The sequence below is a fragment of the Pseudomonas sp. B12(2026) genome (genome assembly GCF_057767015.1).
In genome coordinates this window covers 3073765-3096094 of the sequence record NZ_CM173430.1, presented here as the reverse complement: position 1 = coordinate 3096094, position 22330 = coordinate 3073765, and the positions used below count along the sequence as shown (strand labels likewise).

Genomic DNA, 22330 nt, shown 5'->3' with positions numbered 1-22330 from the left:
ATGAACGAAGCCGAAGACTCCGCCCCGACGAAGGGCAAGAAGGTGCAGTCCGCCGAGGTCGGCACCGAGATCCTCAAGGCCCTGGCGGACCTGGCGCCGAGCACCTCGCTCAAGCGCCTGGGCGAGTACCTGGACATGCCGGCGGCCAAGGTCCACCGCTACCTGCAGGCGCTGATCGCCAGCGGCTTCGCCGAGCAGGACCCGCTGACCAACCACTACGGCCTGGGCCGCGAGGCGCTCTACGTCGGGCTGGCGGCGATCCGCCGGCTGGACGTGGTGAAGGTCGCCGGCCCGGCGCTGGCCGAGCTGCGCGACCGGCTGGGGCAGACCTGCTTCCTGGCCATCTGGGGCAGCCACGGGCCGACCGTGGTGCAGGTGGAGCCGGCGCAAGGGATGGTCACGCTGGTGACCCAGGTCGGTTCGGTGCTGCCGCTGCACGGGTCGTCCACCGGGCTGGTGTTCGCGGCGTTCAAGGCCGGGCTGGAGGAGGGCGCGGATCAGCCGGTGCTGGAGAGCATTCGCGCCGAAGGTTTGCACTCGATCCACGGGCTGCTGATGCCGGGGGTGAATGCGCTGTCGGTGCCGCTGTTCGCTACCGGGCGGGAGTTGGCCGGGGTGATTACCGTCGTCGGCTCGGAGGCGAGCTTTGCCGCCGAGCCGCATGGCGAGGCCGCGCGGACGTTACTGGCGGCAGCGCGGGAGATCAGTTTGCGGATGGCGGGCGAGGTTTGATTTCCCCGGGGCTGCGTTGCGTTTCGTAGGCGCGAGATGGACGTCCAGGCCTTGTTCGCGAACGGGGTTTCCCGGCTGATCCGGAGCGGGGCGGTTCGCGAGCAAGCTCGCTCCTACAGGGGCGGGAGCCACGGTCGTAGGATGGGTGGAGCGAAGCGATACCCATCCTACGCAGAGCGCCCGTGGCGTCAGGCGCGCGCGGTGTTCCGATTCACTCGGCGCTGCGGCTCTCGAACTCCAGCCCCGCGGCCAGTTCTCCGCAGCCGAGCTGGCCGAGCCAGCGCTGCGCCTTGGGGCCGGACAGGTGGGCGTCCAGCTCGGCCTGGCTGGTCCAGCGGGTCTGTATCTGCCAGCGGTCGCCGGCCAGGCTGTGCAATTGGCCTGACTGGCAGCCGGGCTGCCGGCGGACCTGATCCAGCAGCTCGCCCAGATAGGCACCCAGCGCAGTGGCCTGGCCGGGGAATGCCTGGACGCGGACGATGGCAATGGCGGACGGGGACATGGCGAGGCTCCTGCGTGCGATGAAAAGGTGCGATGGAAGGCCATTGGGCGCTGGCACCGGAGTGCCGGTAAAGGCCGGAACCGGCTTTCAAAATCGATGCTGAAAGATTAAGTGCCCCGTGCCCGCGCTTGAACCGCCAATTCCCGGGAAAAAGACAGGGCCAATCTTTCGGTGCGGCGCTGTGCTACCGGCATGCGTAGGAGCAAAAGTCCCTGCGATCCCCGTGCTGCCGGATCAGCCCAGCTGCTGCAGCAGGTCGCGCACCTTGTCCAGCGCCGGGTCGATGTCCAGGGTGTCGATGGCGCCGAAGCCCAGCAGCAGCCCGTCGCGGGCCGGTGCCTGGTCGTAAAAGGGCGCCAGGCCGTAGAGGCCGACCTCGACCTTGCGCGCCAGGTCGGTCAGCAGCGCCACGTTGGTCGGCTGGCGCAGCAGCGCGGTGAGGTGGAAGCCGGCCACCGAGGGCACCGCTTCCAGCCAGGGCGACAGGTCGCCGGCCAGCCGCGCGAGGAGGCGTTCGCGGCGCCCGGCGTAGATGCCGTGGCAGCGGCGGATGTGCTTGAGCAGGTAGCCCTCGCCGATGAACTTGGCCAGCGCCCACTGCGGCAGCGTCGAGCTGTGCCAGTCGGAAATCTGCCGGGCGCGCACCAGCGCCGGGAACAGGCTGGGCGGCGGGATCAGGTAGCCCAGGCGCAGTTCCGGCTGCAGCACCTTGGAGAAGGTGCCGACGTAGGCCACCACGCCGTGGCGGTCCAGGCTCTGCAGGGCATCGGTGGGGCGTCCTTCGTAGCGGAATTCGCTGTCGTAGTCGTCCTCGATCACCAGCGCGCCCAGTTCCACCGCCCGCGCCAGCAGCGCCTCGCGGCGCGCCGGGCTCATCGGCATGCCCAGCGGGAACTGGTGCGAGGGCGTGGCGTAGATCATCCGCGTGCCGTCGGGAATCCGCTCCACCTGCAGGCCCTCGGCATCCACCGGCACGCTCGCCACCTCGGCGCCGAGCATGCGGAACAGCTGCCGCGCCGGCGGGTAGCCGGGGTCTTCCATGGCGACCTTGTCGCCGGGGCGCAGCATCACCCGCGCCAGCAGGTCCAGCGCCTGCTGCGCGCCGTTGCAGACCAGCACGTCGTCCAGCTGGCAGTTCACCCCGCGCGCGTAGGCGATGTGCCGGGCGATGCCGTCGCGCAGCGGGGCGATGCCCTCTGGGCGGCTGTAGTGCCCGCGCGGGGTGTTCATCTGGCGCATGGCGTGGTTCACGCAGCGCCGCCATTCCTCCTGGGGGAACTGCAGCTGGGTGGTGGCGCCGCCGATGAAGTCGGCCCGCGCCGCGCCCTCGGCGCCGGGGTGGCTGAGGTGGAGGTCGAGGCCGGCCCAGCGCTCGATGCTGGCCTGGCTGGCGAAGCGGAAACTGTCCTGGCGCCGGTCGTTGCGGGGCGTGCGCGCGTTGACGAAGGTGCCGCTGCCGGTCCTGCCGACCAGCAGGCCCTCGTAGGTGAGCTGCGCGTAGGTGTCGGAGATGGTCTTGCGCGAGATGCCCAGCTGTTCGGCGAGCAGGCGGCTGGGCGGCAGCCGGGTGCCGGCGGCGAGGCGGCCGGAGTCGATGGCGTCGCGCAGTTGGCGATAGAGTTGCCCGGCCAGGTCTTTCTGGCCGTGGATGATCAGGTGAAGCTCCAAGACGGGCTCCGGCGGCGTGGCGGAACAGGAAGAGTAGCGCCGGGCGCAATGGCCGGTGAAGTTGCGCGGTGAATTTCCCGCGAATTGGCCACCGGCGGAGCGCCCGGCGCCGCGCACAATGGGCGGGCCCACCCCCGAGGAACCTGCCATGCAGCCACGCCTGGATTACTACACCGCTTCGCCCGAGGCCCTGAAGGCGGTATTGGCCCTGGAGGCCGCGACCTTCGAGTTGTCCGTCGAGCGGCCCCTGCTGGAACTGGTGCGCCTGCGCGTCTCGCAGGTCAACCACTGCGCGTTCTGCGCCGACATGCACGCGATGGAGGCCCGGCGCGCCGGGGAGACCGAGCGGCGGCTGTTCGCCGTCAGCGTCTGGCGCGAGTCGCCGTTCTTCAGCGAGCGCGAGCGCGCGGCGCTGGACTGGTGCGAGGCGGTGACGCTGCTGTCCGAGTCGAAGGTGCCGGAAGCGGTGTTCCAGCACGCGCGGGAGCAGTTCAGCGAACGCGAGCTGGTGGACCTCACGGTGGCCATCGGCGCGATCAACGTCTGGAACCGCCTGGGCGTGTCCTTCCGCCAGCTGCCGACGGCCTGAGCGGCGTCAGGCGGGACAGGTCGCACGGCGCTTCAGCGGCAGGCAGCACAGCGCGCCGATCAGCAAGGCGCCGGCGGCGGCGCCCAGGGCCGGAATGAAGCTGCCGGTCAGCCCGTGCAGGGCGCTGGCCGCCAGCGGCCCGACGATCTGCCCGACGCCGTACAGCGCCGTCATCGCCGCCAGCATGTTGAAGCGCACCTGGCCGGCCACGGCGCGCGCGGCCGGCATCGCGATGGTCACGCTGCCCATGAAGCTGCCGCCCACCAGCACCGCGCTGCCCAGATAGAGAACGGCCGATTCGCCCAGCGCCGGCAGCATCACGCCCAGCGCCTGCACCAGCAGGTTCAGCGCCAGTGCGCGGCGGCTGCCCAGTTTCAGGTGCAGGCGGTGCCAGAGGAAGCACGACGGCGCCGCCCCGAGGCCGAACGCCGCCCACACCTGCAACGGATCGATGGCACCCAGGCCGCCCTTCATCAGCAGCGGCAGGTAGGTGGCGGTGATGATGTAGCCGAACCCCGCGAGCCCGTAGACCAGCAGGATGACCGGCGCGGACAGCTCTGGCGTCAGGCTCGCGCCGTTCGCGGCGTGGTGCGTGGAAGCCGGCGCTTCGCGGCGCAGCGCGGGCACGGCCAGCAGCGACAGCACCAGCCCGGCCAGCGCCAGCACGCACCAGATCGCCGCGCTGCCCAGGCCGAAGGCGTTGCCGGCGGCGATCAGCTCCGCCGAAACAAGGATGCCCACGCCAACCCCGGCGAACATCAGCGGCGCGCCGTGGCTTTCGCCCATGCTCTGCAGCAGCCACTGCGCCGCGCCCACCAGCGCCATGGCGCTGAGCACGCCGGCCAGCAGGCGCACGCCGATGGCGAACCAGGCCGGCGCCGGAATCGCCATGGCGGCGAGGGTGACCAGCGTGCCGGCCAGGGCGATCACGCAGATGCGCGCCGCGTGCCGTTCATGGCTGCGCGCCAGGAGCAGCGCGCCGAGCAAATAGCCGGCGTAGTTGGCCGAGGCGGCCAGGGAGCCGCCGGTGACGCTGAGCAGGCCGTCGCGCACCATCAGCGGATACAGGCCGGTGAAGGCGAAGCGGCCGAAGCCCATGCCCACCGCGAGGATCAGCGCCGCCGACAGCGCGGCGGGCAGGCGCCGTGGACGCGTCACGGGCGCGCCTCCAGGGTCTCCCGCCAGCGCTGGAAGGCGCCGGTGGCGTAGCCGTCGCGCCAGATCAGCAGGGTATCGACCTCCAGCAGCGGGACGACCTGCAGGTCAGGCGTGTCCCGTTGCAGCTCCAGCACCGAGCGCGGCAGCACGCCGATGCAGGAACCGGCGTTCACGCAGGCGAGGATGCCGTGGTACGAGCCCACTTCCTGCACCGCCAGCGGCGCGCCGGCCAGCCAGCGTTCGGCCAGCAGGCGGTAGGTGCAGCCGCGGGCGAAGCCGGCGAGGGTGCGGATTCGCACGTCCTCCGGTTGCCGCACCGGCGGATGGTTGCCAGGCAGCACCAGCAGCAGCTCCTCGCGGAACACCGGTTCGGCGCGCAGGCCGCGTTCCAGCGCCGCCTCGAAACCGGGCTCGGCGCGGGGGATGTCGGGATGGGCGATCAGCGCGCAGTCGAGCTGGCGGTTCAGCACCTCATCCAGCAGCTTGCGGCTGTGGCCGGTGCTGACCCGCAATTCCACCTCGGGGCAGGCGCGGTGGAAGCGTGCCAGGGGCTCGGGCAGGCGGCTGGCGGCGGTGGCTTCCATGCTGCCCAGGCGCAGGCTGCCGCTGGCGCTGTCCGGGTGCAGCGACTGGCGCGCCTCGGCGGCCAGGGCCAGCAACTGCTCGGCGTAGACCAGGAATTCGCGGCCCTGGTCGGTCAGCGCCATGCGCTTGCCGTCACGCAGGAACAGCGCCACGCCGAGGTCGTCCTCGAGCTGGCGGATGCGCGTGGTGACGTTCGACTGCACCCGCTGCAGGCGCGCGGCGGCGCGGGTGACGCTCTGTTCCTCGGCCACGCAGCGGAAGATTTCCAGGCTGGAAAGGTCCACGATTAATCTCTAAAAGGGAATTTGTTGCGAAGAATATTCTCCATATGAGATCGTTGGTCAAGCGGCGATATCGCCGGACCGACGATGAGGACCCCATCATGCGCATCACCGAACTGCTCGGCATCCAGCACCCCATCATCCAGGCGCCCATGCTCGGCGTCTCCACGCCGGCGCTGGCGGCGGCGGTGTCCAATGCCGGCGGCCTCGGCTCCGTCGCCCTGGGCGCGAGCAATGCCGCGCAGGCCCGCGCCCTGCTGGAGCAGACCCGCGCGCTGACCGACAAGCCGCTGAACCTCAACCTGTTCTGCCACCGTCCGGCCCAGGCCGATGCCGCGCGCGAAACCGCCTGGCTGGAGCACCTGCGTCCGCTGTTCGCCGAATTCGACGCGCAACCGCCGGCGCAGATCCACGAGATCTACCGCAGCTTCCTGGCCGATCCGCAGATGCTGGAATTCCTGGTCGACGCGCGCCCGGCCGTGGTCAGCTTCCATTTCGGCCTGCCGCCGCAGGACTGGATCGACCGCCTGAAGGCTGCCGGCATCCGCCTGCTGGCCAGCGCCACCTGCCTGGAGGAAGGCCGCGCCATCGAAGCGGCGGGGCTCGACGCGATCATCGCCCAGGGCCATGAGGCGGGCGGTCATCGCGGCGTGTTCGAGCCGGAGAAGGATGCGCGCATCGGCACCTTCGCGCTGGTCCGCACGCTGGCGAAGGGCACGCGCCTGCCGCTCATCGCCGCCGGCGGGATCATGGACGGGCAGGGCATGCGCGCGGTGTTCGAGCTGGGCGCCCAGGCGGTGCAGCTGGGCACGGCCTTCATCCTCGCGCCGGAAACCTCGGCCAATGCCGCCTATCGTGCGGCGCTGCGCAGCGAACGCACGGAGCGCACCGCGGTGACCGCGGCGATTTCCGGCCGCGCGGCGCGCGGGCTGGTGAACCGGCTGTTCACCGACGTGGGCAGTGCGCAGGCACCGGCGCTGCCGGACTACTCGATCACCTACGACGCGACCAAGGCGCTGGTCGCCGCGGCCGTCGCCAAGGGCAACACCGACTTTGCCGTGCAGTGGGCCGGGCAGGGCGCGCCGCTGGCGCGGGAGATGCCGGCGGCGGAGCTGGTTGAAACCCTCATGGCCGAGTTCCGCGCGAACGTGTAGGAGCGAGCTTGCTCGCGAACAAGTTTCCCGGTGACGCCAGCGTCAAGCGGTTCGCGAGCAAGCTCGCTCCTACAAAAGCGGCGGGCATGAGCGCCTGAATCAGCGGGCGGCGACGGCGGCCGCGGGCTTTTCCCGTGGCCGCCAGAGTTCGGCCAGCAGCACCCCGGCCAGGGTCAGCGCGCCGCCGACCAGGTGGTAGGGCGTCAGCCGCTCGCCCAGCACCCCGGCGGCGATGGCGGCGGTGAGCACCGGCAGCAGGTTGAAGAACAGCGCCATGCGGCTCGGCCCCATGCGCGCCACGCCCTGCATCCAGGCCAGCGCGCCGACGATGGACGCCAGCAGCCCGGCGTAGAGCACCAGCGGCAGGTTGGCGGCGCTCAGCCCCAGGTGCGGCGAGGCCAGGTACAGCGGCAGCAGCGCGAGAATCGCCACCAGCACCTGCAGGTAGAGCATCAGCAGCGGCGGCAGTGGCAGGTTCCATTTCTTCAGCAGCACGCCATACACACCGTAGGCGAGGGTGGCGACGATCATCATGCCGTCGCCCAGGTTCACCCCGTGGCTGAGCAGCTGCCGCGGGTTGCCCTGGGCGATCACCAGCAGCACGCCGCCCAGCGAGAGCAGCGCGCCCAGCAGCGCGGCGAGGCTCATCCGGTGGCGCAGCAGGACCGACGCCAGCGCGAGGGACATCAGCGGCATCAGCGAGAGGATGATGCCCATGTTGGTCGCCGAGGTCAGCGCGGCGGCGTAGTACGCCAGGCACTGGTAGACCGCCATGCCGAGCAGGCCGAGGGTGACGATCCTGCCGAGGTTGGCGCGGATCACCGGCCAGTGCGCGCGGGTGGCGCGCAGCAGGAAGGGCGTCAGCAGCGCGCCGGCCAGCAGCCAGCGGAAGAAGCCGATCTCCGCCGGGGCGATCTGCCCCACGGCGAGCTTGTTGACGACGGTGTTGCCGGACCAGATGACCATGGCCAGCAGGGGAAACAGGTAATTCATGGCGGAACGATTCCGAGAGTGGCGGCGCCTATTGTCGGCCCGTCCGGAAGCCGGCTTATACTGAATTCCGGACAATCCACCCCGGCATTCGGACATGACCCGCGACACCGCGCTCTTTCCGCCGCCTTTCGAGGAGCTGCCCTCGGAGGTCTACTTCCGCTACGACGAATTCGACGCCGGCACCCATTCGCCCAGCCATCGCCACGCCTGGGGCCAGCTCAACTATGCGTCCCACGGCGTGATGGAGCTGGAGGTGGACGGCCAGCGCTTCCTCTCGCCGCCGCAATACGCCGTGTGGGTGCCGCCGGGGCGGGAGCACAGCTGCTACAACCGCCAGGCCATCGTCTACCGCTCGCTCTATGTGTCCGCCGAGCTGTCGCGCAAGCTGCCCGCGTCGCCCTGCACCCTGGCGATCAGCGAGATCCTCAAGGCGATCCTCTCCGACTTCGCCGCGCGCCGGGTGAGCATCCCGCAAAGCGAAGCGGACCGGCGCCTGGCCGAGGTGGTGATCGACCAGCTGCAGGCCGCCCAGCCCCACGACGACTACCTGCCGTACGCCAGCGGCGGCGCGCTGGGCGAGGTGCTGGCCGCCCTGCAGGCCGGCCCCGGCGACAACCGCACGCTCGCCCAGTGGGCCGGGCAGGTGCACAGCACCGAGCGCACCCTGGCGCGGGCCTGCCAGCGGGAGCTGGGAATGTCCTTCGGCGAATGGCGCCAGCGCCTGCGCTTCCTCGCCGCCATCGAGGCGCTGGCGTCGGGGGAAGGGGTGCAGCAGATCGCCTTCAACCTGGGCTACAGCAGCCCTTCGGCGTTCATCGCCATGTTCCGGCGTCTGTCGGGCACCACGCCGGAGCAGTACCGCTCGACCTTCCGCGCGCTGGAGCAGGGGTGAGGCTTTCTTTCCTGACGCCGGCCTTGCCGGCGGATCGCGGACAAGGTCCGTTCCTACAACTCGGCTCCGCTGCGAGCTGCTTTTGTAGGAGCGGAGCTTCTCCGCGATGCTTTTGGCTTTTGTTTGGGCTGGGATGTTTCTGCGCCGCTTCGGCGTGTGCTGGGACTTTTTTGTTTCGCCCTCCCGGGCGAGTCCCTTTTGGCGTCCCAAAAGGAACCAAAAGGACTCGTCCCGACATCCGGGTCTTCGCTTCGCTCAGACTGCCCTCGCTCCGGCATTGCTCCGAGGGTCGGCGTACAAGGGCCGTCCCTGGCCCTTTACGCCTCTCGCGGCATCCATGCCGCTCGCCCCTCTGCGCAATACCTCCACTCGGCCTCCTGACGGGACTCTGCGCGCGCCTGCGATTTCGGTGTGCCAGGCAGAGCAGCGGCTGAAGGATTTGCACGTCGTAGGATGGCGTGGAGCGAAGCGATACCCATCGCGGTGGAAAGCGCTGCGCGACGGGAAGCAAGAGCATCGCGGACGGAGTCCGCTCCTACGAAAGCCGATCCCACCGCAGCGGACTTCGTCCGCGATCAGCCCCGGTTCGCGAGCAAGCTCGCTTACGAAAAGCGGTTTCCAGTGGAATATCCGCGCGCACCGGGGCGCCCCTTCAGGAGGCCGAGTGGAATCGGAGTTTCAGGGGTCGAGCGGCATGGATGCCGCGAGAGCGTTGTCGGGCCAGGGATGGCCCGTCAACGCGGGCCCCTGAAACTTCGATGGAGCGAGGGGAGTCCCGCGAAGCGGGACCCGGATGCAGGGGCACAGACCTTTGCCTACTTTGGGGCACTTGCCAAAGTAGGTCGCCCGAGGGGGCGAAACCAAATCTCGCAACACACGCCGAAGTGGCGCAAAAACACCCAATATCCAAAACGGCAGGGCTTTTCCGCCGAGCAGGAGCGTACAAGTCTTGCTGGACAGCGGTGTATTCCGAGACCGATCAGCCCTGCACGTCCTCCAGAGCCAGCAACTCCTCCACCCGCTGCCGACGGCGAATCAGGCGGGTATCCGCGCCATCGAGCAGCACCTCGGCAATCAGCGGCCGGCTGTTGTAGTTCGACGACATCGACGCGCCATAGGCACCGGTATCCTGAATCAGCAACAGGTCGCCGACCTGGGCGCGCGGCAGGGCGCGGGGGATGACCACGCCGCCGTCGCCCTGGGTGAACACGTCACCGGACTCGCACAGCGGGCCAGCCACCACGGTGTCGATCACCTCGCGGCTGGCCACGTCGCCGGCCAGCAGGCTGATGCCGTGGTAGCTGCCGTACATGGACGGGCGCATCAGCTCGTTGAAACCGGCGTCCACCAGCACGAAGTGGTTGCGGCCGGCGTCCTTGGTGGCGCGCACCTCGCTGAGCAGGCAGCCAGCCTGGGCGACCAGGTAGCGGCCCGGCTCGATCTCCAGGTGCAGCGTGTGGCCGAGCACGTCCTCGGCGGCCTTGCGGGCGTCGTCCCAGAGCTGGAAGTAGTGCGCGGTGTCCACTTCCGGGTCGCCGTCGCGGTAGGGGATGGACAGGCCGCCACCGGCGGACAGCGCGGACAGGTCGTGGCCGGCATCCTTCACCAGGCGCACCAGGCCGAGCATGGCCTCGCCGACCTGGGCCAGGTGGCCGTAGTCCACGCCCGAGCCGATGTGCATGTGCAGGCCCACCAGGCGCAGGCCGCGCTCGCGGATCACATCCAGCGCGGCGTGCAGGTCGGCGTGCCAGATACCGTGCTTGGAGTGCTCGCCGCCGGTGTTGGTCTTGTTGCTGTGGCCGTGGCCGAAGCCGGGGTTGATGCGCAGCCAGACCGGGTGGCCGGGGGCGACGTCGCCGAGCTGGCGGAGCATGTCGATGGAGCCGGCGTTCACCGGGATGCCGTGCTCGACCACGGTTTCCAGGGTGGCGCGGTCCAGCAGGTCGGCGGTGAAGACGATCTCGGACTCATCCGCGCGGCACGAGTAGCCGGCGGCCAGGGCGCGCAGCAGTTCGCCCTGGGACACCGCGTCGACCTTGACGCCCTGTTCGCGCATCAGGCGCAGGATGTGCAGGTTCGAGCAGGCCTTCTGGGCGAAACGGATGGTGTCGAAGCGCTTCAGCCGCTCGATCTGGCCGCGGATGGTGGCGGCGTCGTAGACCCACAGCGGAGTGCCGAATTGCAGGGCGAGCTGTTCGGCGCGGGGCAGGGCGAGGAAGGGCATGAATGAGCTCCGAAGGTAGATGCAGCGAGTCTACCGGGCGTTTCGGAGGCTGGATAATGCCGCTTGTTGTTCAGTCCATTCAGATTGGATATAGAGTGCAGCCGACGCCAGCCTCGCGCAGGCGCGCGACCAGCAGCGCCGCTTCTTCCCGCAGCGCCTCGACGAAGCGCTCGCGCAGCGGCGTGGCCGGGCGGTACAGCGGCTTCACCAGGTTCACCTGGAACGGCAGCGAGAACGCCAGCGGCCGCAGCTGGATGCCCTGGCCCTGGAACATCAGCGCGGTGATCGGGTTGACCACGGCGAGGCCCAGCCCGGCGCGGACCATGCTGCACACCGAGACGGCGCTGTGGGTCTCCACCTGCATCTGCCGCTGCACCCCGGCGGCGAGGAACACCCCGTCGATCAGGTGCCGGTAGCGGTCCCCCGGCGCCAGGCTGACGAAGGCCTGGCCGGCGAAATCCGCCGCCTCCAGGCGCTGGCGGGCGAGCAGCGGATGGCCGTCCGCGAGGATGCACACCTCGTCCACCGCCAGCAGCGGCTGCAACTCGGTGCCGCGCGGCGCCTCGTCGTTCTCGGTCAGGCCGATGTCGTGGCGCTGGGCGCTGAGCTGCTCCTCCAGGCGCGGCGAGTCCAACGCCGCGACTTCCAGGCTGATCGCCGGGTTGCCCAGGCTGAAGCGCTTGCACGCCTCGGGCAGCAGCGCCTGGGTCAGCGCCGGCATGCAGCCGATGGAGAACTGCCCCTCGGCGAACTGCCCGAGGCTGCCGGCGAAGGCGACGATGCGGTCCAGCCCGGTGAACGCCCGCTCCACCTCCTCGAACAGCATCAGCGCCCGCGCCGTCGGCGCCAGCCGCCCGCGCTCGCGGCGGAACAGCTCGAAGCCGATCAACTGCTCCAGCCGCGCCAGCTCACGGCTGACGGTGGGCTGGCTGGTGTGCAGGAAGGACGCCGCGCGGGTGACGCTGCCGGTGGTCATGACCGCGCGGAAGACTTCGATGTGGCGGAGGGTGATCATGGGGCTGGCCGAAGGGGAGATAGCGGGAGGGTAAGCGGCGCGGGCGCCGTGGGCAAATTCCGGTGCCTTGAGAGCCGGCCTGACAAGATCGCCATTGCGATATAGCATTGCGCCACTATTCGGGAGGTGGACGCAGGATGCGCAGGGTATCGGTCTGGTTGTGGGGGATCTCGCTGCTGTTCGCGGCGACGCTGGCGCTGGCCGCCAATACGCCCTGTTCCGGCAGCAAGGGCGGGATCGCCCGTTGCCAGGGCGAGCTTTTCCTGTGCAACGACGGCTCCATCAGCGGTTCGAAGAAGGACTGCTCGGCCTACCTGGGCGGCGGCAGCTCCAATGCGCCATCACCGCAGCGCTTTTCTTCCGATGACGGCTCCTGCTCCTGCAGCAGCGGCACCTTCTGCACCGGCCCGCGCGGCGGGGTTTATTGCCTGACGCCCAGCGGGAAAAAGAGCTACCGACGTAAATAGCCATGCAGGGGGAAATGGTTCGCGAGCAAGCTCGCTCCTACAGAAACGCACGGCGTCAACCTGTAGGAGCGAGCTTGCTCGCGAACCGCCCAACGCAGGGGCACGCTCGCATTCGGGACGCTTCGTTCCTCCCGGCCGGACGAAACCGGCTCAGTGAAAATCCCGACTCCTCACATCCAGCCCGTCCAGCAATTCGCTCAGATCGGTCAGCCTTCCGGCGATCACATGGCGCACGCCGTCCTTGGCTTCCAGGGTGCCGTCCACCTGTAGCAGGCGGGCGCTGAGGTAGGGGCGGCGCTGGCGTTCGGCGAGGTCGCGCCAGACGATGACGTTGACCATGCCGAACTCGTCTTCCAGGGTGATGAAGGTGACGCCGCTGGCGGTGCCCGGGCGTTGCCGGCCGACGACGAGGCCGGCGATCCGCACCGGGCGGTCGGTTTCCAGCGCGGCGAGGTCCTGCGAGCTGCGGCAGCGGCGGGCCCGGAGGGCGCCGCGCAGCAGGGTCAGCGGGTGCGGGCCGAGGGTGGTGCCGAGGGTGGCGTAGTCGGTGAGCAGGTCTTCGCCGCGGCTGGGCAGCGGCAGGCTGACGGGTGCTTCCGCGGTGACCTGGCCGGCGAACAGCGGCAGCTGCGGTTCGACCCCGGCAATCGCCCAGCGCGCCTTGTGCCGGTGACCGGCGAGGCCGCGCAGGGCGCCGGCGTCGGCCAGCAGTTCGCGGGCGCGGCCGTCCAGTTGGGCGCGCAGGCAGAGGTCGGCGATGTCGGTGAAGGGCCGTTGCTCGCGTGCTTGCGCGATGGCACTGGCGACCTCTTCGCGCAGCCCGCGCACCAGGCGCAGGCCGAGGCGGATCGCCGGCTGGCGCCCGGGAATCGGCTCCAGGGTGCAGTCCCAGTGGCTGTGGCGCACGTCCACTGGGCGGGTTTCCAGGCCGTGGCGGCGGGCGTCCTGCAGCAGCTGGTCGGGGCTGTAGAAGCCCATGGGCCAGCTGTTGATCAGCGCGCAGGTGAAGGCCGCCGGCTCATGGCATTTCAGCCAGGAGCTGGCGTAGGTGAGCAGGGCGAAGCTGGCGGCGTGGGATTCGGGGAAGCCGTAGCTGCCGAAGCCCTTGATCTGTTCGAAGATGCGGGCGATGTAGTCCTGTTCGTAGCCTTTGGCGGTCATGCGCTCGAACAGCTTCTTGCGGTGGGGCTCCAGCCCGCCGTGACGTTTCCAGGCGGCCATGGAGCGGCGCAGGTGGTCGGCTTCGCCGGGCGTGTATTCGGCGGCGATGATCGCCAGTTGCATCACCTGTTCCTGGAACAGCGGCACGCCGAGGGTGCGCTCGAACACCGGCTTGAGTTCCTCGGAGGGGTAGTCGACCGGCTCCTGCTTGTTCCGCCGGCGCAGGTAGGGATGCACCATGTCGCCCTGGATCGGGCCGGGGCGGACGATGGCGACCTCGATCACCAGGTCGTAGAACTCCTTGGGTTTGAGGCGCGGCAGCATGGCCATCTGCGCGCGGGATTCGATCTGGAACACGCCGATGGTGTCGGCGCGGCTGATCATTTCGTAGGTCTTCGGGCACTCCGATGGCAGCGTGGCCAGGGTGTAGTGCGTTCCGCGATAGCGCTCTATCAGGTTGAAGCAGCGGCGCAGCGCGCTGAGCATGCCAAGGGAGAGCACATCGACCTTGAGCAGGCGGACGGCGTCGAGGTCGTCCTTGTCCCACTGGATCAGCGTGCGCTCGGGCATCGCGGCGTTTTCCACCGGGACCAGGGTTTCCAGTGGCTGCTGGGAGATCACGAAGCCGCCGGGGTGCTGCGACAGGTGGCGGGGGAAGCCGATCAGTTGCTCGGTAAGCGCCAGCACCCGGCGTAGCACCGGGCTGTCCGGGTCGAAGCCGGCTTCCACCAGCCGCTCCGTGGATGGCAGCTCGTCGCTCCAGCGGCCGCAGCAGGCGGCCAGGGCGCCCACCTGGTCGGGCGGCAGGCCGAGGGCCTTGGCGATGTCGCGTATCGCGCCGGTGCCGTGATAGGTGCTGACCACGGCGGTCAGCGCGGCGCGCGAACGGCCGTAGCGGCGGAAGATGTACTGGATGACTTCCTCGCGGCGATCGTGCTCGAAGTCGACGTCGATATCCGGCGGTTCGTTGCGTTCGCGGGAGATGAAGCGTTCGAACAGCAGATTGGCCTTGGACGGGTCCAGTTCGGTGATGCCGAGGGCGAAGCAGACCACCGAGTTGGCCGCCGAGCCGCGTCCCTGGCAGAGGATTCCTTCCTTGCGTGCAAAGGCGACGATGTCGTGGACCGTGAGGAAGTAGCTGTCGTATTCCAGCTCGGCGATCAGCTCCAGCTCGTATTCCACCTGGCGGCGCGTCTTTTCACTCGCGCCATCCGGCCAGCGCTGCCTGATGCCTTCCTCGGTCTTCTCCCGCAGCCAGGTGGTCGGCGTGTGGCCTTCGGGCACCAGCTCGCGGGGGTATTGGTAGTCCAGTTGATCGAGATCGAAGCTGCAGCGCCCGGCAATCCGCAACGTCTCCGCCAGCAACTCGGCCGGGTAGACCGACGCCAGCACCTCGCGCGGGCGCAGGTGGCGTTCGCCGTTGGGGTAGAGGTGCTGGCCGGCCTCGTGCACCGGCAGGTGCTGGCGGATGGCGGTCATGCAGTCCTGCAGGGCGCGGCGGCCGCGGGCGTGCATGTGCACGTCGCCGCAGGCCACGGCGGGGATGTCCAGGCGCGTGGCCTGTGCCCGCAGGCGGCGCAGCATGGCGGCGTCGTCCGGGCCCTTGTGCAGTTCGACGCCGAGCCACAGGCGTGCGGGGAAGCGCTCGCGCAGCCAGAGGCCGTCGGCGTCCTGGTCGTCTCGCGGCAGCCAGATCGCCAGCAGGTGGTCGAGGTTGCCGTCGAAGTCCGCGCGCACCAGGCGGTAGCTGCCTTTCTCGGCGCGACGGCGGGCATGGGTGAGCAGGCGGCAGAGGTTTTCGTAGCCGGTGAGGTTCTCCGCCAGCAGCACCAGCTTCGGGCCTTGCTCGACGCTCAGTTCGCTGCCGGTGATCAGCGGGATTTCGTGCTCCTTGGCCGCCTGCCAGGCGCGGACGATGCCGGCCAGGCTGCATTCGTCGGTGATCGCCAGCGCGCGGTAGCCGAGCTTCTTCGCCCGCTCGAACAGCTCGGCGGCGCTGGAGGCGCCGCGCTGGAAGCTGAAATTGGACAGGCAGTGCAGCTCGGCATAACCGATGCCGTCATCCGGCGCGTTCATGCGAACCAGCCGTGCAGCAGCAGCGGCCCCTCGTCGCCCACCGGGCGGAAGGCCCAGGCGCGCTGGCCGCTGCGGGTGCGCACCTGGTAGTAGTCGCGGCGGACGTCTTCGCCGTCCCACCAGCCGGATTCGATGCGCTCGGGGCCGGCCAGCAGGGTCGGGGCGAACTCGCGCAGCGGCTGCGGCTCGGTCAGCAGCCAGCCGGGGCGCGGGGCCTGGACGATGGGGAGGCGCGGGGTGGAGCTGTCCTGCCAGGCGCGCTCCGGACGGTGTTCGGCGCGGCCGCCGAGGCCGTGCACGGCGTCGTCGCCCAGCCGTGCGCGCAGGCGTTCGCGCAGCTGTTCCCAGGGCTGCGATTGCTGCGGGCGGTCGTCGAACAGCTCGCGGTGCTGCGGCACGAAGGGCGGCAGGTCGTCGGCCACCAATCGCACGCTGTGCACCGGGGCGCGCAGTTGCAGTTGCTCCAGGCGGCCGCGGCTCAGCTCGAAGAGCATCGCCGCCTCGCGCTCGGCGCTGAGCAGGCCGACCGGCATCTGCGTGTCGCTGCCTTCGTGGTGCTCCAGGTGCAGGGTGAAGCGCTGCACGCCGCTGTCGCGCCCGGCGAGGAAGGCGGCGAGGTCGGCGGTCAGGCGGCGCAGCGGGAACAGCAGCGCCTGGGTCGATTCCACGTCGAAATTCAGCTCGATGCGCGATTCGAAACGGTCCGGCGGCCGGTAGAACTCCAGGGCCAGCGGGCGCAGGCCGAGCAGGGTGTCGACCTGCCGCAGCAGCTGCGCCGGGAAGCGCCGGGCCAGGCTTTCGCGCGGCAGGGCGAGCAGTTGCTGCAGGCTGCGCAGGCCCATGCGACCCAGCGCGGTGGCGGCGTCGCGGTCCAGGCCGAGGCGTTCCAGCGGCATCCGGCCCAGGCACTGGCGCAGTTGGTCGGGGTCGTGGATCGCCAGGCCGTCGTGGCCGTTGGCGAGGATGCGCGCGGCGGCCGGGTTGGGCGCGGCGGTGATGCGGTGGCGAAAGCCCAGCCCGTTCAATTCTTCGCGCAGGCGCGCCTCGAAACGCGGCCAGGGGCCGAACAGTTGCAGGCTGGACTGCACCTCCAGCAGCAGCGCGCGCGGGTAGTGCTGGCTGACCTGCGAGCTGAAGCCGTAGGCCCAGGCGGCCAGCAGGTTCTGCCAGCGCTCCACTTCGCGCAGGTCGTACTCGGCGGTGGCGAGGTCGCGGCTCAGGGCCTGGGCGGCGGTGAGCGACTGGCCGGGCTTGAGCCCCAGCGCCCGCGCCGCCGGGTTCACCGCTTGCAGCACGCGGCGCTGCGGCGGCCCGGCGAGCAGCGCCAGGGCGGCGTCCGGCTCGGGACGGCCGCGCAGCACGCCGTCCATCGCCAGCTGCGGCAGGAGGATGCAGGCCCAGAGCATCTCGGCCTCAGTGCCAGGGCAGCGGGATGGGCCGCGCCGGCGCCAGGCCACCCCGGCACTTGAGCACGCGCAGTTGCGCAGGGCTTGCGTCCAGCGCCAGGCGCAGGGCGGCGGGCGACGGGTTCAGCGCTTCGCGCTGCGAGCGGTAGGCGATGGCCAGGGTCTGGCCGGTTTCGGCGGCCACCTGCAGACGGCGCAGGGCGCGATCGTCGGCCTGCTGCGGCCAGCACAGCACCGCGCCGCAACTGCCCGAGCGCAGGCACTGCTCGGCGGCCCAGAGCGCATCGCGGCCCGTTGCACGGACGATGGCCAGTTGCTCGAGCACAACGCCGGCGGCCTGCCAGGCGGCCGGGTAGGGCACGTGGGGCGGCGCCACCAGCACGATGCGCTCGCCCGCTGCGCTGAGCCGCGCCAGGGTCGGCCAGACCAGTTGCAGTTCGCCGGTGCCTTCGGCGGCCAGGAGGATTTCGCTGAGCGCCGCTTCCGGCCAGCCGCCGCTGGGCAGGGCGGCGTCCAGCACGGCATGGCCGGTGGGCTGCCGGCTGGGCGGCAGGCCCTGGGGCTGGCCTTTCCAGACCTGGCGCTGGTGGAACAGGGTATCGAGCGCGACCACGTTGCCCATCACGGCCTCCCGGCCGGCGAGCGGCGACGGTCATGCGCCCGGCGTGAAGGCCGGGCGAGGAAAGTGGGTAAGCGGGGCATGGAAAACTCGGATTATGCTGTATGGATATACAGTTTATCTGGTGGGATGGGGCCGTCAATGGGGGCTGGAGGGGATTCAGGCGTGGCGGAGGCGGCTCTCGTGGGAACGGACCTTCTCCGCGATTCGCCGGCAAAGCCGGCGCCGGGCGGGTTCGCGAGCAAGCTCGCTCCTACAGGGAAAACTCGGAGCGCATTTCGTAGGAGCGAGCTTGCTCGCGAACCGGGGCTGATCGCGGACGAAGTCCGCTCCTACGGCGGGATCGGCTTTCGTAAGAGCGGACTCCGTCCGCGATGCTCTTGCAGGGTGGATAACGCGCAGCGTTATCCACCTTGATGGGTATCGCTTCGCTCCACGCCATCCTACGAAGAGAGATCCTTCAGCCCTGGCTCTGTCTGTCACACCGAAATTGCAGGCGCGCGCGGGGTCCCGTCAGGAGGCCGAGTGGAGGTATTGCGCAGAGGGGCGAGCGGCATGGATGCCGCGAGAGGCGTAAAGGGCCAGGGACGGCCCTTGTACGCCGACCCTCGGAGCAATGCCGGAGCGAGGGGAGTCTGAGCGAAGCGAAGACCCGGATGTCGGGACGGGCCCTTTTGGTTCCTTTTGGGGCGCCAAAAGGGACTCGCCCGGGAGGGCGAAACCAAATCTCCCAGCGCACGCCGAAGCGGCGCAGAAACGCCGCACAAGACGGTGGATAGCGCGTGGCGTTATCTACCCTACGAAGAGCAGGAGCATCGCGGAGAAGCTCCGCTCCTACAACAGCAGGTCCCCCTGCGGTGCCTTCGCGCGTGGCGGGTCGGCGATGAATTTCAGCCGCTCCGGCTTCCACCACCCCGGCAGCAACCGCCGCACGGCGGGCTGGTTGAAGCGGTCGTCGAGCAGGTAGATCACCCCCGAATCCGTGGGCGTGCGGATCACCCGTCCAGCCGCCTGGACGACCTTCTGCAAGCCGGGAAACAGGTAGGTGTAGTCGTAGCCGTCGCCGAACATCCCCTGCATGCGCTGCTTGATCTCCTCGTTGACCGCGTTCACCTGCGGCAGTCCCAGCGTGGCGATGAAGGCGCCGATCAGCCGGTCGCCCGGCAGGTCGATGCCCTCGCCGAAGGCGCCGCCGAGCACGGCGAAGCCGATGCCGCGCGATTCCGTGGTGAAACGGTCGAGAAAGGCCTGGCGCTCCAGCTCGTTCATGCTGCGCGACTGCACCCAGCGGGGAATGTCCGGGTGCTCGGCGCTGAAACGCTCCAGCGCCTGCTGCAGGTAGGCGTAGCTGCTGAAGAAGGCCAGGTAGTTGCCGGGCCGGGCGCGGAACTGCCGGGCCATCAGGGTGCTGATCGGCGTGAGGCTGGCTTCGCGGTGCTGGTAGCGGGTGGACAGGTTGCTCAGCGCGTGGACTTCCAGCTGTTCGGCGCGGAACGGCGATTCCACCTCGCGCCAGCCGGCGTCTTCCGGCAGGCCGAGCAGGTCGGCGTAGTAGTGCGCCGGGGTCAGCGTGGCGGAGAACAGCGTGGTGCTGTGGGCCACCTTGAAGCGTTCGGCGAGGAAGGGCGCCGGCACCACGTTGCGCAGGCACAGGGTCGAAAGCACGCGCCGCGCGCTGACATCGTGGCGGGTGATGTCGAACAGCGAGTGCGGCCCGTAGGCCTCGGCCAGCCGGCAGAACAGCATGGCGTCGAGGTAGAAGCGCAGCAGCTCGGCCTCGTTGCCGGTGGGCTGGTCGGTGAGGTGGTCGGTGATGGCGCTGACGGCCTTCTGCAGCGCGGCGATGAACAGGTCGGGGATGGTCGGGTAGATCTGGTAGTCGACGTCCTGGTCCTGGTGCAGCTGGTTCCAGTGCCGGCCGACGCGCTCCAGCGCGCTTTTCAGCTTGGCCGGGGCGACCTTGCGCAGGGCGTTGAACTCGCCCTGGTCCAGCTCTGCGCTGTACATGCCGCGGCCGCGCTCGATGAGGTTGTGCGCCTCGTCCACCAGCAGGGTGACCTTCCAGTCGTTGAGGACGGTGAGGCCGTAGAGCAGGGCGGTCATGTCGAAGTAATAGTTGTAGTCGCACACCACCACGTCGGACCAGCGGCACAGTTCCTGGCTCAGGTAGTAGGGGCAGACCTGGTGCTCCAGCGCCACGCTGCGCACGGCCTCCTGGGTCAGCCAGAGGAGCTTGAGCGCGGCCTCGCGGGCGGCGGGCAGGCGGTCGTAGAAACCCTTGGCCAGCGGGCAGGATTCGCCGTGGCAGGCCTTGTCCGGGTGCTCGCAGGCCTTGTCGCGGGCGACGTGCTCCAGCACCCGCAGCGGCTGGGCGGCGTCCTGCTGGCGCAGGGTCGCCAGGGCGTCCAGGGCCAGGCGCCGGCCGGGCGTCTTGGCGGTGAGGAAGAACAAGCGGTCCAGCTGCTGGCCGGGGAAGGCCTTGAGCTGCGGGAACAGCGTGCCGAGGGTCTTGCCGATGCCGGTGGTGGCCTGGGCCATCAGCGTCTGGCCGTCGCGGGCGGCGCGGTACACCGACTCGGCGAGCATGCGCTGGCCCTGGCGGAACTCGGCGTAGGGGAAGCGCAGCGCCTCCAGGCCCTGGTCGCGTTCGATGCGGTGGGCGCTTTCCTGCTCGGCCCACTGCACGAAGCGCTGGCATTGCAGTTCGAAGAAGGCGCGCAAATCACTGGCGGCGAAGCGCTCGCGGAACTCGGTTTCCTTCTGGGTGATGACGTTGAAGTAGACGACGGCCAGATCGATGGCGTCGATCTCCAGCGTCTGGCACAGCAGCCAGCCGTACACCTTCACCTGCGCCCAGTGCAGCAGCCGGTGGTTCTGCGGGATGCGCGCGACGTCGCCGCGGTGGGTCTTGATCTCTTCCAGCAGGTTGGCGTCCGGGTCGTAGCCGTCGGCGCGGCCGCTGACCACCAGCCCCGGATATTCGCCGCGCAGCGGCAGCTCGGCGATGTAGCCCAGGCCGCGCCGGGAGACCACCGTGGCGTGCCCGGCCATGCCTTCCTGGGCGGTGGGGGCGGGGGTGAAGCGCAGGTCGAGGTCACCTTCCTTGGCGGTGAATTCGCACAGCGCGCGCACGGCGATGGCGTAGCTCATGCGGGCTCGTCCTCGCCCTGCCAGCGCACGTAGCAGACTTCCACCGGCATGCCGTGCTCGGCGCAGAAGGCCAGCCAGCGCTTCTGGTTGTCCTGCAGGCGGTCGCCGGGGCCTTTCACCTCGATCATCCGGTAGCGCGCCTCGGCGGGCCAGAACTGGATCAGGTCGGGCATGCCGGCGCGGTTGGCCTTCGGGTCGGCCAGCAGGCGCTCGAACCACAGTTTCAGGTGCGCCGCCGGCAGGCAGTGCAGGGCCTGCTCCAGCAGGGTTTCGTCGAGCAGCTCCCAGTGCACGAAGGGCGAGAGGATGCCGGACTTGGCCGCGTAGGTTTCGCGGATCGCGGCGAGATAGGCGTTGCTGTCCAGCAGCGCCAGGCGCGCGGCGAAGCTTGCCGCGCGGCGGCTGACGAAGTCGCTGCGGTTCAGGTCGCTCGGCCCGGCCTGGAAGGGGTGGAAGAAGGCGCCGGGCAGCGGGGCGAAGATCACCTCCCAGCAGAGCAGGCCGAACAGGCTGCAGATCAGCGCGTTCTCCACGTAGTGCACCGGCGCTGCGTCCTCATGGAGCGCGGCCTGCACGGCGAACTCGACGTTGACGTCCGGGCGCGGCAGTTCCAGGTCGATGCGCAGCGGCGGCGCGGGTTTGGCGGCTTTCTCCTTCGGCAGGCCGAGCTGGCGGACCAGCCGGGTCAGCGCGCGCTCGACCAGTTGCAGCTCGCCGTCGCTTTCCGGAGTGGCCAGTGCGGTCTGCGCCAGGGCGTGGGCTTCCTCGAAGCGTTGCAGGCGCTCCAGCACGCGGATCTGCCGTTGCCGCGCGCCCTCGGCGGCGGTGCGCCGGTACAGCGCCAATGCGGCGTCCAGCGCGCCTTCGCGCTCCAGCTGGTAGGCCATGCGGTACAGCAGGCGGCCGTGGCGGGCTTGCAGGTAGGGGTTGTCGCTGCGGAAGTTGCCCAGTTCGGCCAGCAGCTCGGCGACGGGTTCACCCGCTTCGAAGCGGACGGCGCCGTTCCACAGGTGGATGTAGGCCTCCAGCTCGTCGCGGCGGCGGAAGGCGCGGGAATCGGCGGTGAAGGGCACGCTTTCGTAGCGGAAGATGCCCAGGTCGGCGAGGACGAACTCGGACCAGTCCTGCTGCAGGTTGCCGAAGAACAGCAGGCGCAGGCGGTCGCACAGCGGCGTCGCCATCAGGGTGTAGAGGCGGTCGAGGTCCGGGTACCAGCCGGCGAACGGCTGCACCTGCCCGTGGTAGGCGTGCAGGTGTTCGTAGAGCTCGGCCTTCTTCAGCGCGCCGCGCGGCAGGTCATCGCGGAAGCGCGCGAGCAGTTCGTCCTTGAGCAGCAGCGGCAGCAGCTCTTCCAGCGCCAGCGGACAGGCGTCGTCCAGCCAGCCCAGTTCCAGCAGCGGCGCGGCGGCGGCAGGAATGTCGCCGATCTCCGCATAACTCAGCTTGCCGGCGCGAAAGTGCGGGCCCTTGCGCATCACCAGCCGCACCAGCAGCGCCCGCGACGGCAGCGGCAACGCGCGGAAATCGGCGATGAACCGGGCTTCCCCGGCGTCGAGCAGGTCGGCGTAGCGTTCGTCGATCCAGTCGAGGGCGCGGTGGAAGTTGGTCAGGTAATAAAGGCTGGGGTCGAGCGGCGCGGGCATCGGCAGGCACTGGTT

Annotated in this window: 17 protein-coding genes; 5 read left to right on the top strand and 12 right to left on the bottom strand. The window is 69.8% G+C overall.

What is annotated here, in order from left to right:
* Positions 1-732: an IclR family transcriptional regulator gene (locus AC3B6A_RS14400; protein ID WP_488397892.1), complete on the top strand. Its 732-nt coding sequence runs from the start codon at positions 1-3 to the stop codon at positions 730-732.
* A gap of 211 nt (positions 733-943) precedes the next feature.
* Here the strand turns inward: AC3B6A_RS14400 and AC3B6A_RS14395 are convergent, their stop codons facing one another.
* Both AC3B6A_RS14395 and pdxR read right to left on the bottom strand, forming a co-directional pair.
* Positions 944-1234: a putative quinol monooxygenase gene (locus AC3B6A_RS14395; RefSeq protein WP_488397891.1), complete on the bottom strand. Its 291-nt coding sequence runs from the start codon at positions 1232-1234 to the stop codon at positions 944-946.
* A gap of 234 nt (positions 1235-1468) precedes the next feature.
* A complete protein-coding gene (gene pdxR, locus AC3B6A_RS14390) occupies positions 1469-2902 on the bottom strand; it encodes a MocR-like pyridoxine biosynthesis transcription factor PdxR (protein WP_488397890.1) in 1434 nt (477 codons plus the stop codon).
* A 148-nt stretch (positions 2903-3050) separates the two neighbouring features.
* On the opposite strand from pdxR, the gene AC3B6A_RS14385 reads away from it, so the two are divergent.
* Complete coding sequence (locus AC3B6A_RS14385) at positions 3051-3491, top strand: carboxymuconolactone decarboxylase family protein (RefSeq protein WP_488397889.1); 441 nt, start codon at positions 3051-3053, stop codon at positions 3489-3491.
* A 6-nt stretch (positions 3492-3497) separates the two neighbouring features.
* Here the strand turns inward: AC3B6A_RS14385 and AC3B6A_RS14380 are convergent, their stop codons facing one another.
* Complete coding sequence (locus tag AC3B6A_RS14380) at positions 3498-4649, bottom strand: YbfB/YjiJ family MFS transporter (RefSeq protein WP_488397888.1); 1152 nt, start codon at positions 4647-4649, stop codon at positions 3498-3500.
* A complete protein-coding gene (locus AC3B6A_RS14375) occupies positions 4646-5518 on the bottom strand; it encodes a LysR family transcriptional regulator (RefSeq protein ID WP_488397887.1) in 873 nt (290 codons plus the stop codon). The genes AC3B6A_RS14380 and AC3B6A_RS14375 overlap by 4 nt, the downstream gene beginning before the upstream one ends.
* Positions 5519-5616: 98 nt before the next feature.
* Here AC3B6A_RS14375 and AC3B6A_RS14370 point away from each other — a divergent pair, with 98 nt between their 5' ends.
* Positions 5617-6669 (top strand): NAD(P)H-dependent flavin oxidoreductase, encoded by a 1053-nt coding sequence (locus tag AC3B6A_RS14370; RefSeq protein ID WP_488397886.1) that lies wholly within the window; start codon positions 5617-5619, stop codon positions 6667-6669.
* A 99-nt stretch (positions 6670-6768) separates the two neighbouring features.
* Here the strand turns inward: AC3B6A_RS14370 and AC3B6A_RS14365 are convergent, their stop codons facing one another.
* Positions 6769-7662 carry a DMT family transporter gene (locus tag AC3B6A_RS14365; protein ID WP_488397885.1) on the bottom strand — a complete coding sequence of 298 codons (894 nt, stop codon included), beginning with the start codon at positions 7660-7662 and terminating at the stop codon, positions 6769-6771.
* 94 nt (positions 7663-7756) lie between these two features.
* Between AC3B6A_RS14365 and AC3B6A_RS14360 the strand changes: the two genes are divergently transcribed.
* Entirely contained in the window at positions 7757-8554 is a 798-nt protein-coding gene (locus AC3B6A_RS14360; RefSeq protein ID WP_488397884.1) for an AraC family transcriptional regulator, read from the top strand.
* Positions 8555-9533: 979 nt separating this feature from the next.
* Here the strand turns inward: AC3B6A_RS14360 and lysA are convergent.
* Positions 9534-10778 (bottom strand): diaminopimelate decarboxylase, encoded by a 1245-nt coding sequence (gene lysA, locus AC3B6A_RS14355; protein WP_488397883.1) that lies wholly within the window; start codon positions 10776-10778, stop codon positions 9534-9536.
* Positions 10779-10857: 79 nt separating this feature from the next.
* Complete coding sequence (locus AC3B6A_RS14350) at positions 10858-11793, bottom strand: LysR family transcriptional regulator (protein ID WP_488397882.1); 936 nt, start codon at positions 11791-11793, stop codon at positions 10858-10860.
* A 137-nt stretch (positions 11794-11930) separates the two neighbouring features.
* Here AC3B6A_RS14350 and AC3B6A_RS14345 point away from each other — a divergent pair, with 137 nt between their 5' ends.
* Positions 11931-12260, top strand: coding sequence for a YdcA family protein (locus AC3B6A_RS14345; protein WP_488397881.1), 330 nt, complete (start codon positions 11931-11933; stop codon positions 12258-12260).
* 150 nt (positions 12261-12410) lie between these two features.
* Here AC3B6A_RS14345 and AC3B6A_RS14340 read toward each other — a convergent pair whose 3' ends face one another.
* The 5 genes from AC3B6A_RS14340 to AC3B6A_RS14320 form a co-directional block, all read right to left on the bottom strand.
* The gene (locus AC3B6A_RS14340) at positions 12411-15497 is read right to left on the bottom strand and encodes an error-prone DNA polymerase (protein WP_488397880.1); all 3087 of its coding nucleotides are present in this window, start codon (positions 15495-15497) and stop codon (positions 12411-12413) included.
* Positions 15494-16903 carry a Y-family DNA polymerase gene (locus tag AC3B6A_RS14335; RefSeq protein ID WP_488397879.1) on the bottom strand — a complete coding sequence of 470 codons (1410 nt, stop codon included), beginning with the start codon at positions 16901-16903 and terminating at the stop codon, positions 15494-15496. Before AC3B6A_RS14335 ends, AC3B6A_RS14340 begins: the two co-directional genes overlap by 4 nt.
* A gap of 7 nt (positions 16904-16910) precedes the next feature.
* Complete coding sequence (gene imuA / locus AC3B6A_RS14330) at positions 16911-17525, bottom strand: translesion DNA synthesis-associated protein ImuA (protein WP_488397878.1); 615 nt, start codon at positions 17523-17525, stop codon at positions 16911-16913.
* 831 nt (positions 17526-18356) lie between these two features.
* A complete protein-coding gene (locus AC3B6A_RS14325; protein ID WP_488397877.1) occupies positions 18357-20672 on the bottom strand; it encodes an ATP-dependent DNA helicase in 2316 nt (771 codons plus the stop codon).
* Positions 20669-22315, bottom strand: coding sequence for a VRR-NUC domain-containing protein (locus tag AC3B6A_RS14320; protein ID WP_488397876.1), 1647 nt, complete (start codon positions 22313-22315; stop codon positions 20669-20671). The genes AC3B6A_RS14325 and AC3B6A_RS14320 overlap by 4 nt, the downstream gene beginning before the upstream one ends.
* Between the last annotated feature and the right edge of the window lie 15 nt (positions 22316-22330).

Excerpts from the sequence above, each read along its gene's own strand:
- AC3B6A_RS14360 (WP_488397884.1), top strand. The coding sequence starts at position 7,757 with ATGACCCGCGACACCGCGCTCTTTCCGCCGCCTTTCGAGGAGCTGCCC.
- AC3B6A_RS14345 (WP_488397881.1), top strand. The coding sequence starts at position 11,931 with ATGCGCAGGGTATCGGTCTGGTTGTGGGGGATCTCGCTGCTGTTCGCG.
- AC3B6A_RS14325 (WP_488397877.1), bottom strand. The coding sequence starts at position 20,672 with ATGAGCTACGCCATCGCCGTGCGCGCGCTGTGCGAATTCACCGCCAAG.
- AC3B6A_RS14335 (WP_488397879.1), bottom strand. The coding sequence starts at position 16,903 with ATGCTCTGGGCCTGCATCCTCCTGCCGCAGCTGGCGATGGACGGCGTG.
- AC3B6A_RS14350 (WP_488397882.1), bottom strand. The coding sequence starts at position 11,793 with ATGATCACCCTCCGCCACATCGAAGTCTTCCGCGCGGTCATGACCACC.
- AC3B6A_RS14370 (WP_488397886.1), top strand. The coding sequence starts at position 5,617 with ATGCGCATCACCGAACTGCTCGGCATCCAGCACCCCATCATCCAGGCG.
- AC3B6A_RS14395 (WP_488397891.1), bottom strand. The coding sequence starts at position 1,234 with ATGTCCCCGTCCGCCATTGCCATCGTCCGCGTCCAGGCATTCCCCGGC.
- AC3B6A_RS14320 (WP_488397876.1), bottom strand. The coding sequence starts at position 22,315 with ATGCCCGCGCCGCTCGACCCCAGCCTTTATTACCTGACCAACTTCCAC.
- lysA (WP_488397883.1), bottom strand. The coding sequence starts at position 10,778 with ATGCCCTTCCTCGCCCTGCCCCGCGCCGAACAGCTCGCCCTGCAATTC.
- imuA (WP_488397878.1), bottom strand. The coding sequence starts at position 17,525 with ATGGGCAACGTGGTCGCGCTCGATACCCTGTTCCACCAGCGCCAGGTC.
- AC3B6A_RS14340 (WP_488397880.1), bottom strand. The coding sequence starts at position 15,497 with ATGAACGCGCCGGATGACGGCATCGGTTATGCCGAGCTGCACTGCCTG.
- AC3B6A_RS14365 (WP_488397885.1), bottom strand. The coding sequence starts at position 7,662 with ATGAATTACCTGTTTCCCCTGCTGGCCATGGTCATCTGGTCCGGCAAC.
- AC3B6A_RS14400 (WP_488397892.1), top strand. The coding sequence starts at position 1 with ATGAACGAAGCCGAAGACTCCGCCCCGACGAAGGGCAAGAAGGTGCAG.
- AC3B6A_RS14385 (WP_488397889.1), top strand. The coding sequence starts at position 3,051 with ATGCAGCCACGCCTGGATTACTACACCGCTTCGCCCGAGGCCCTGAAG.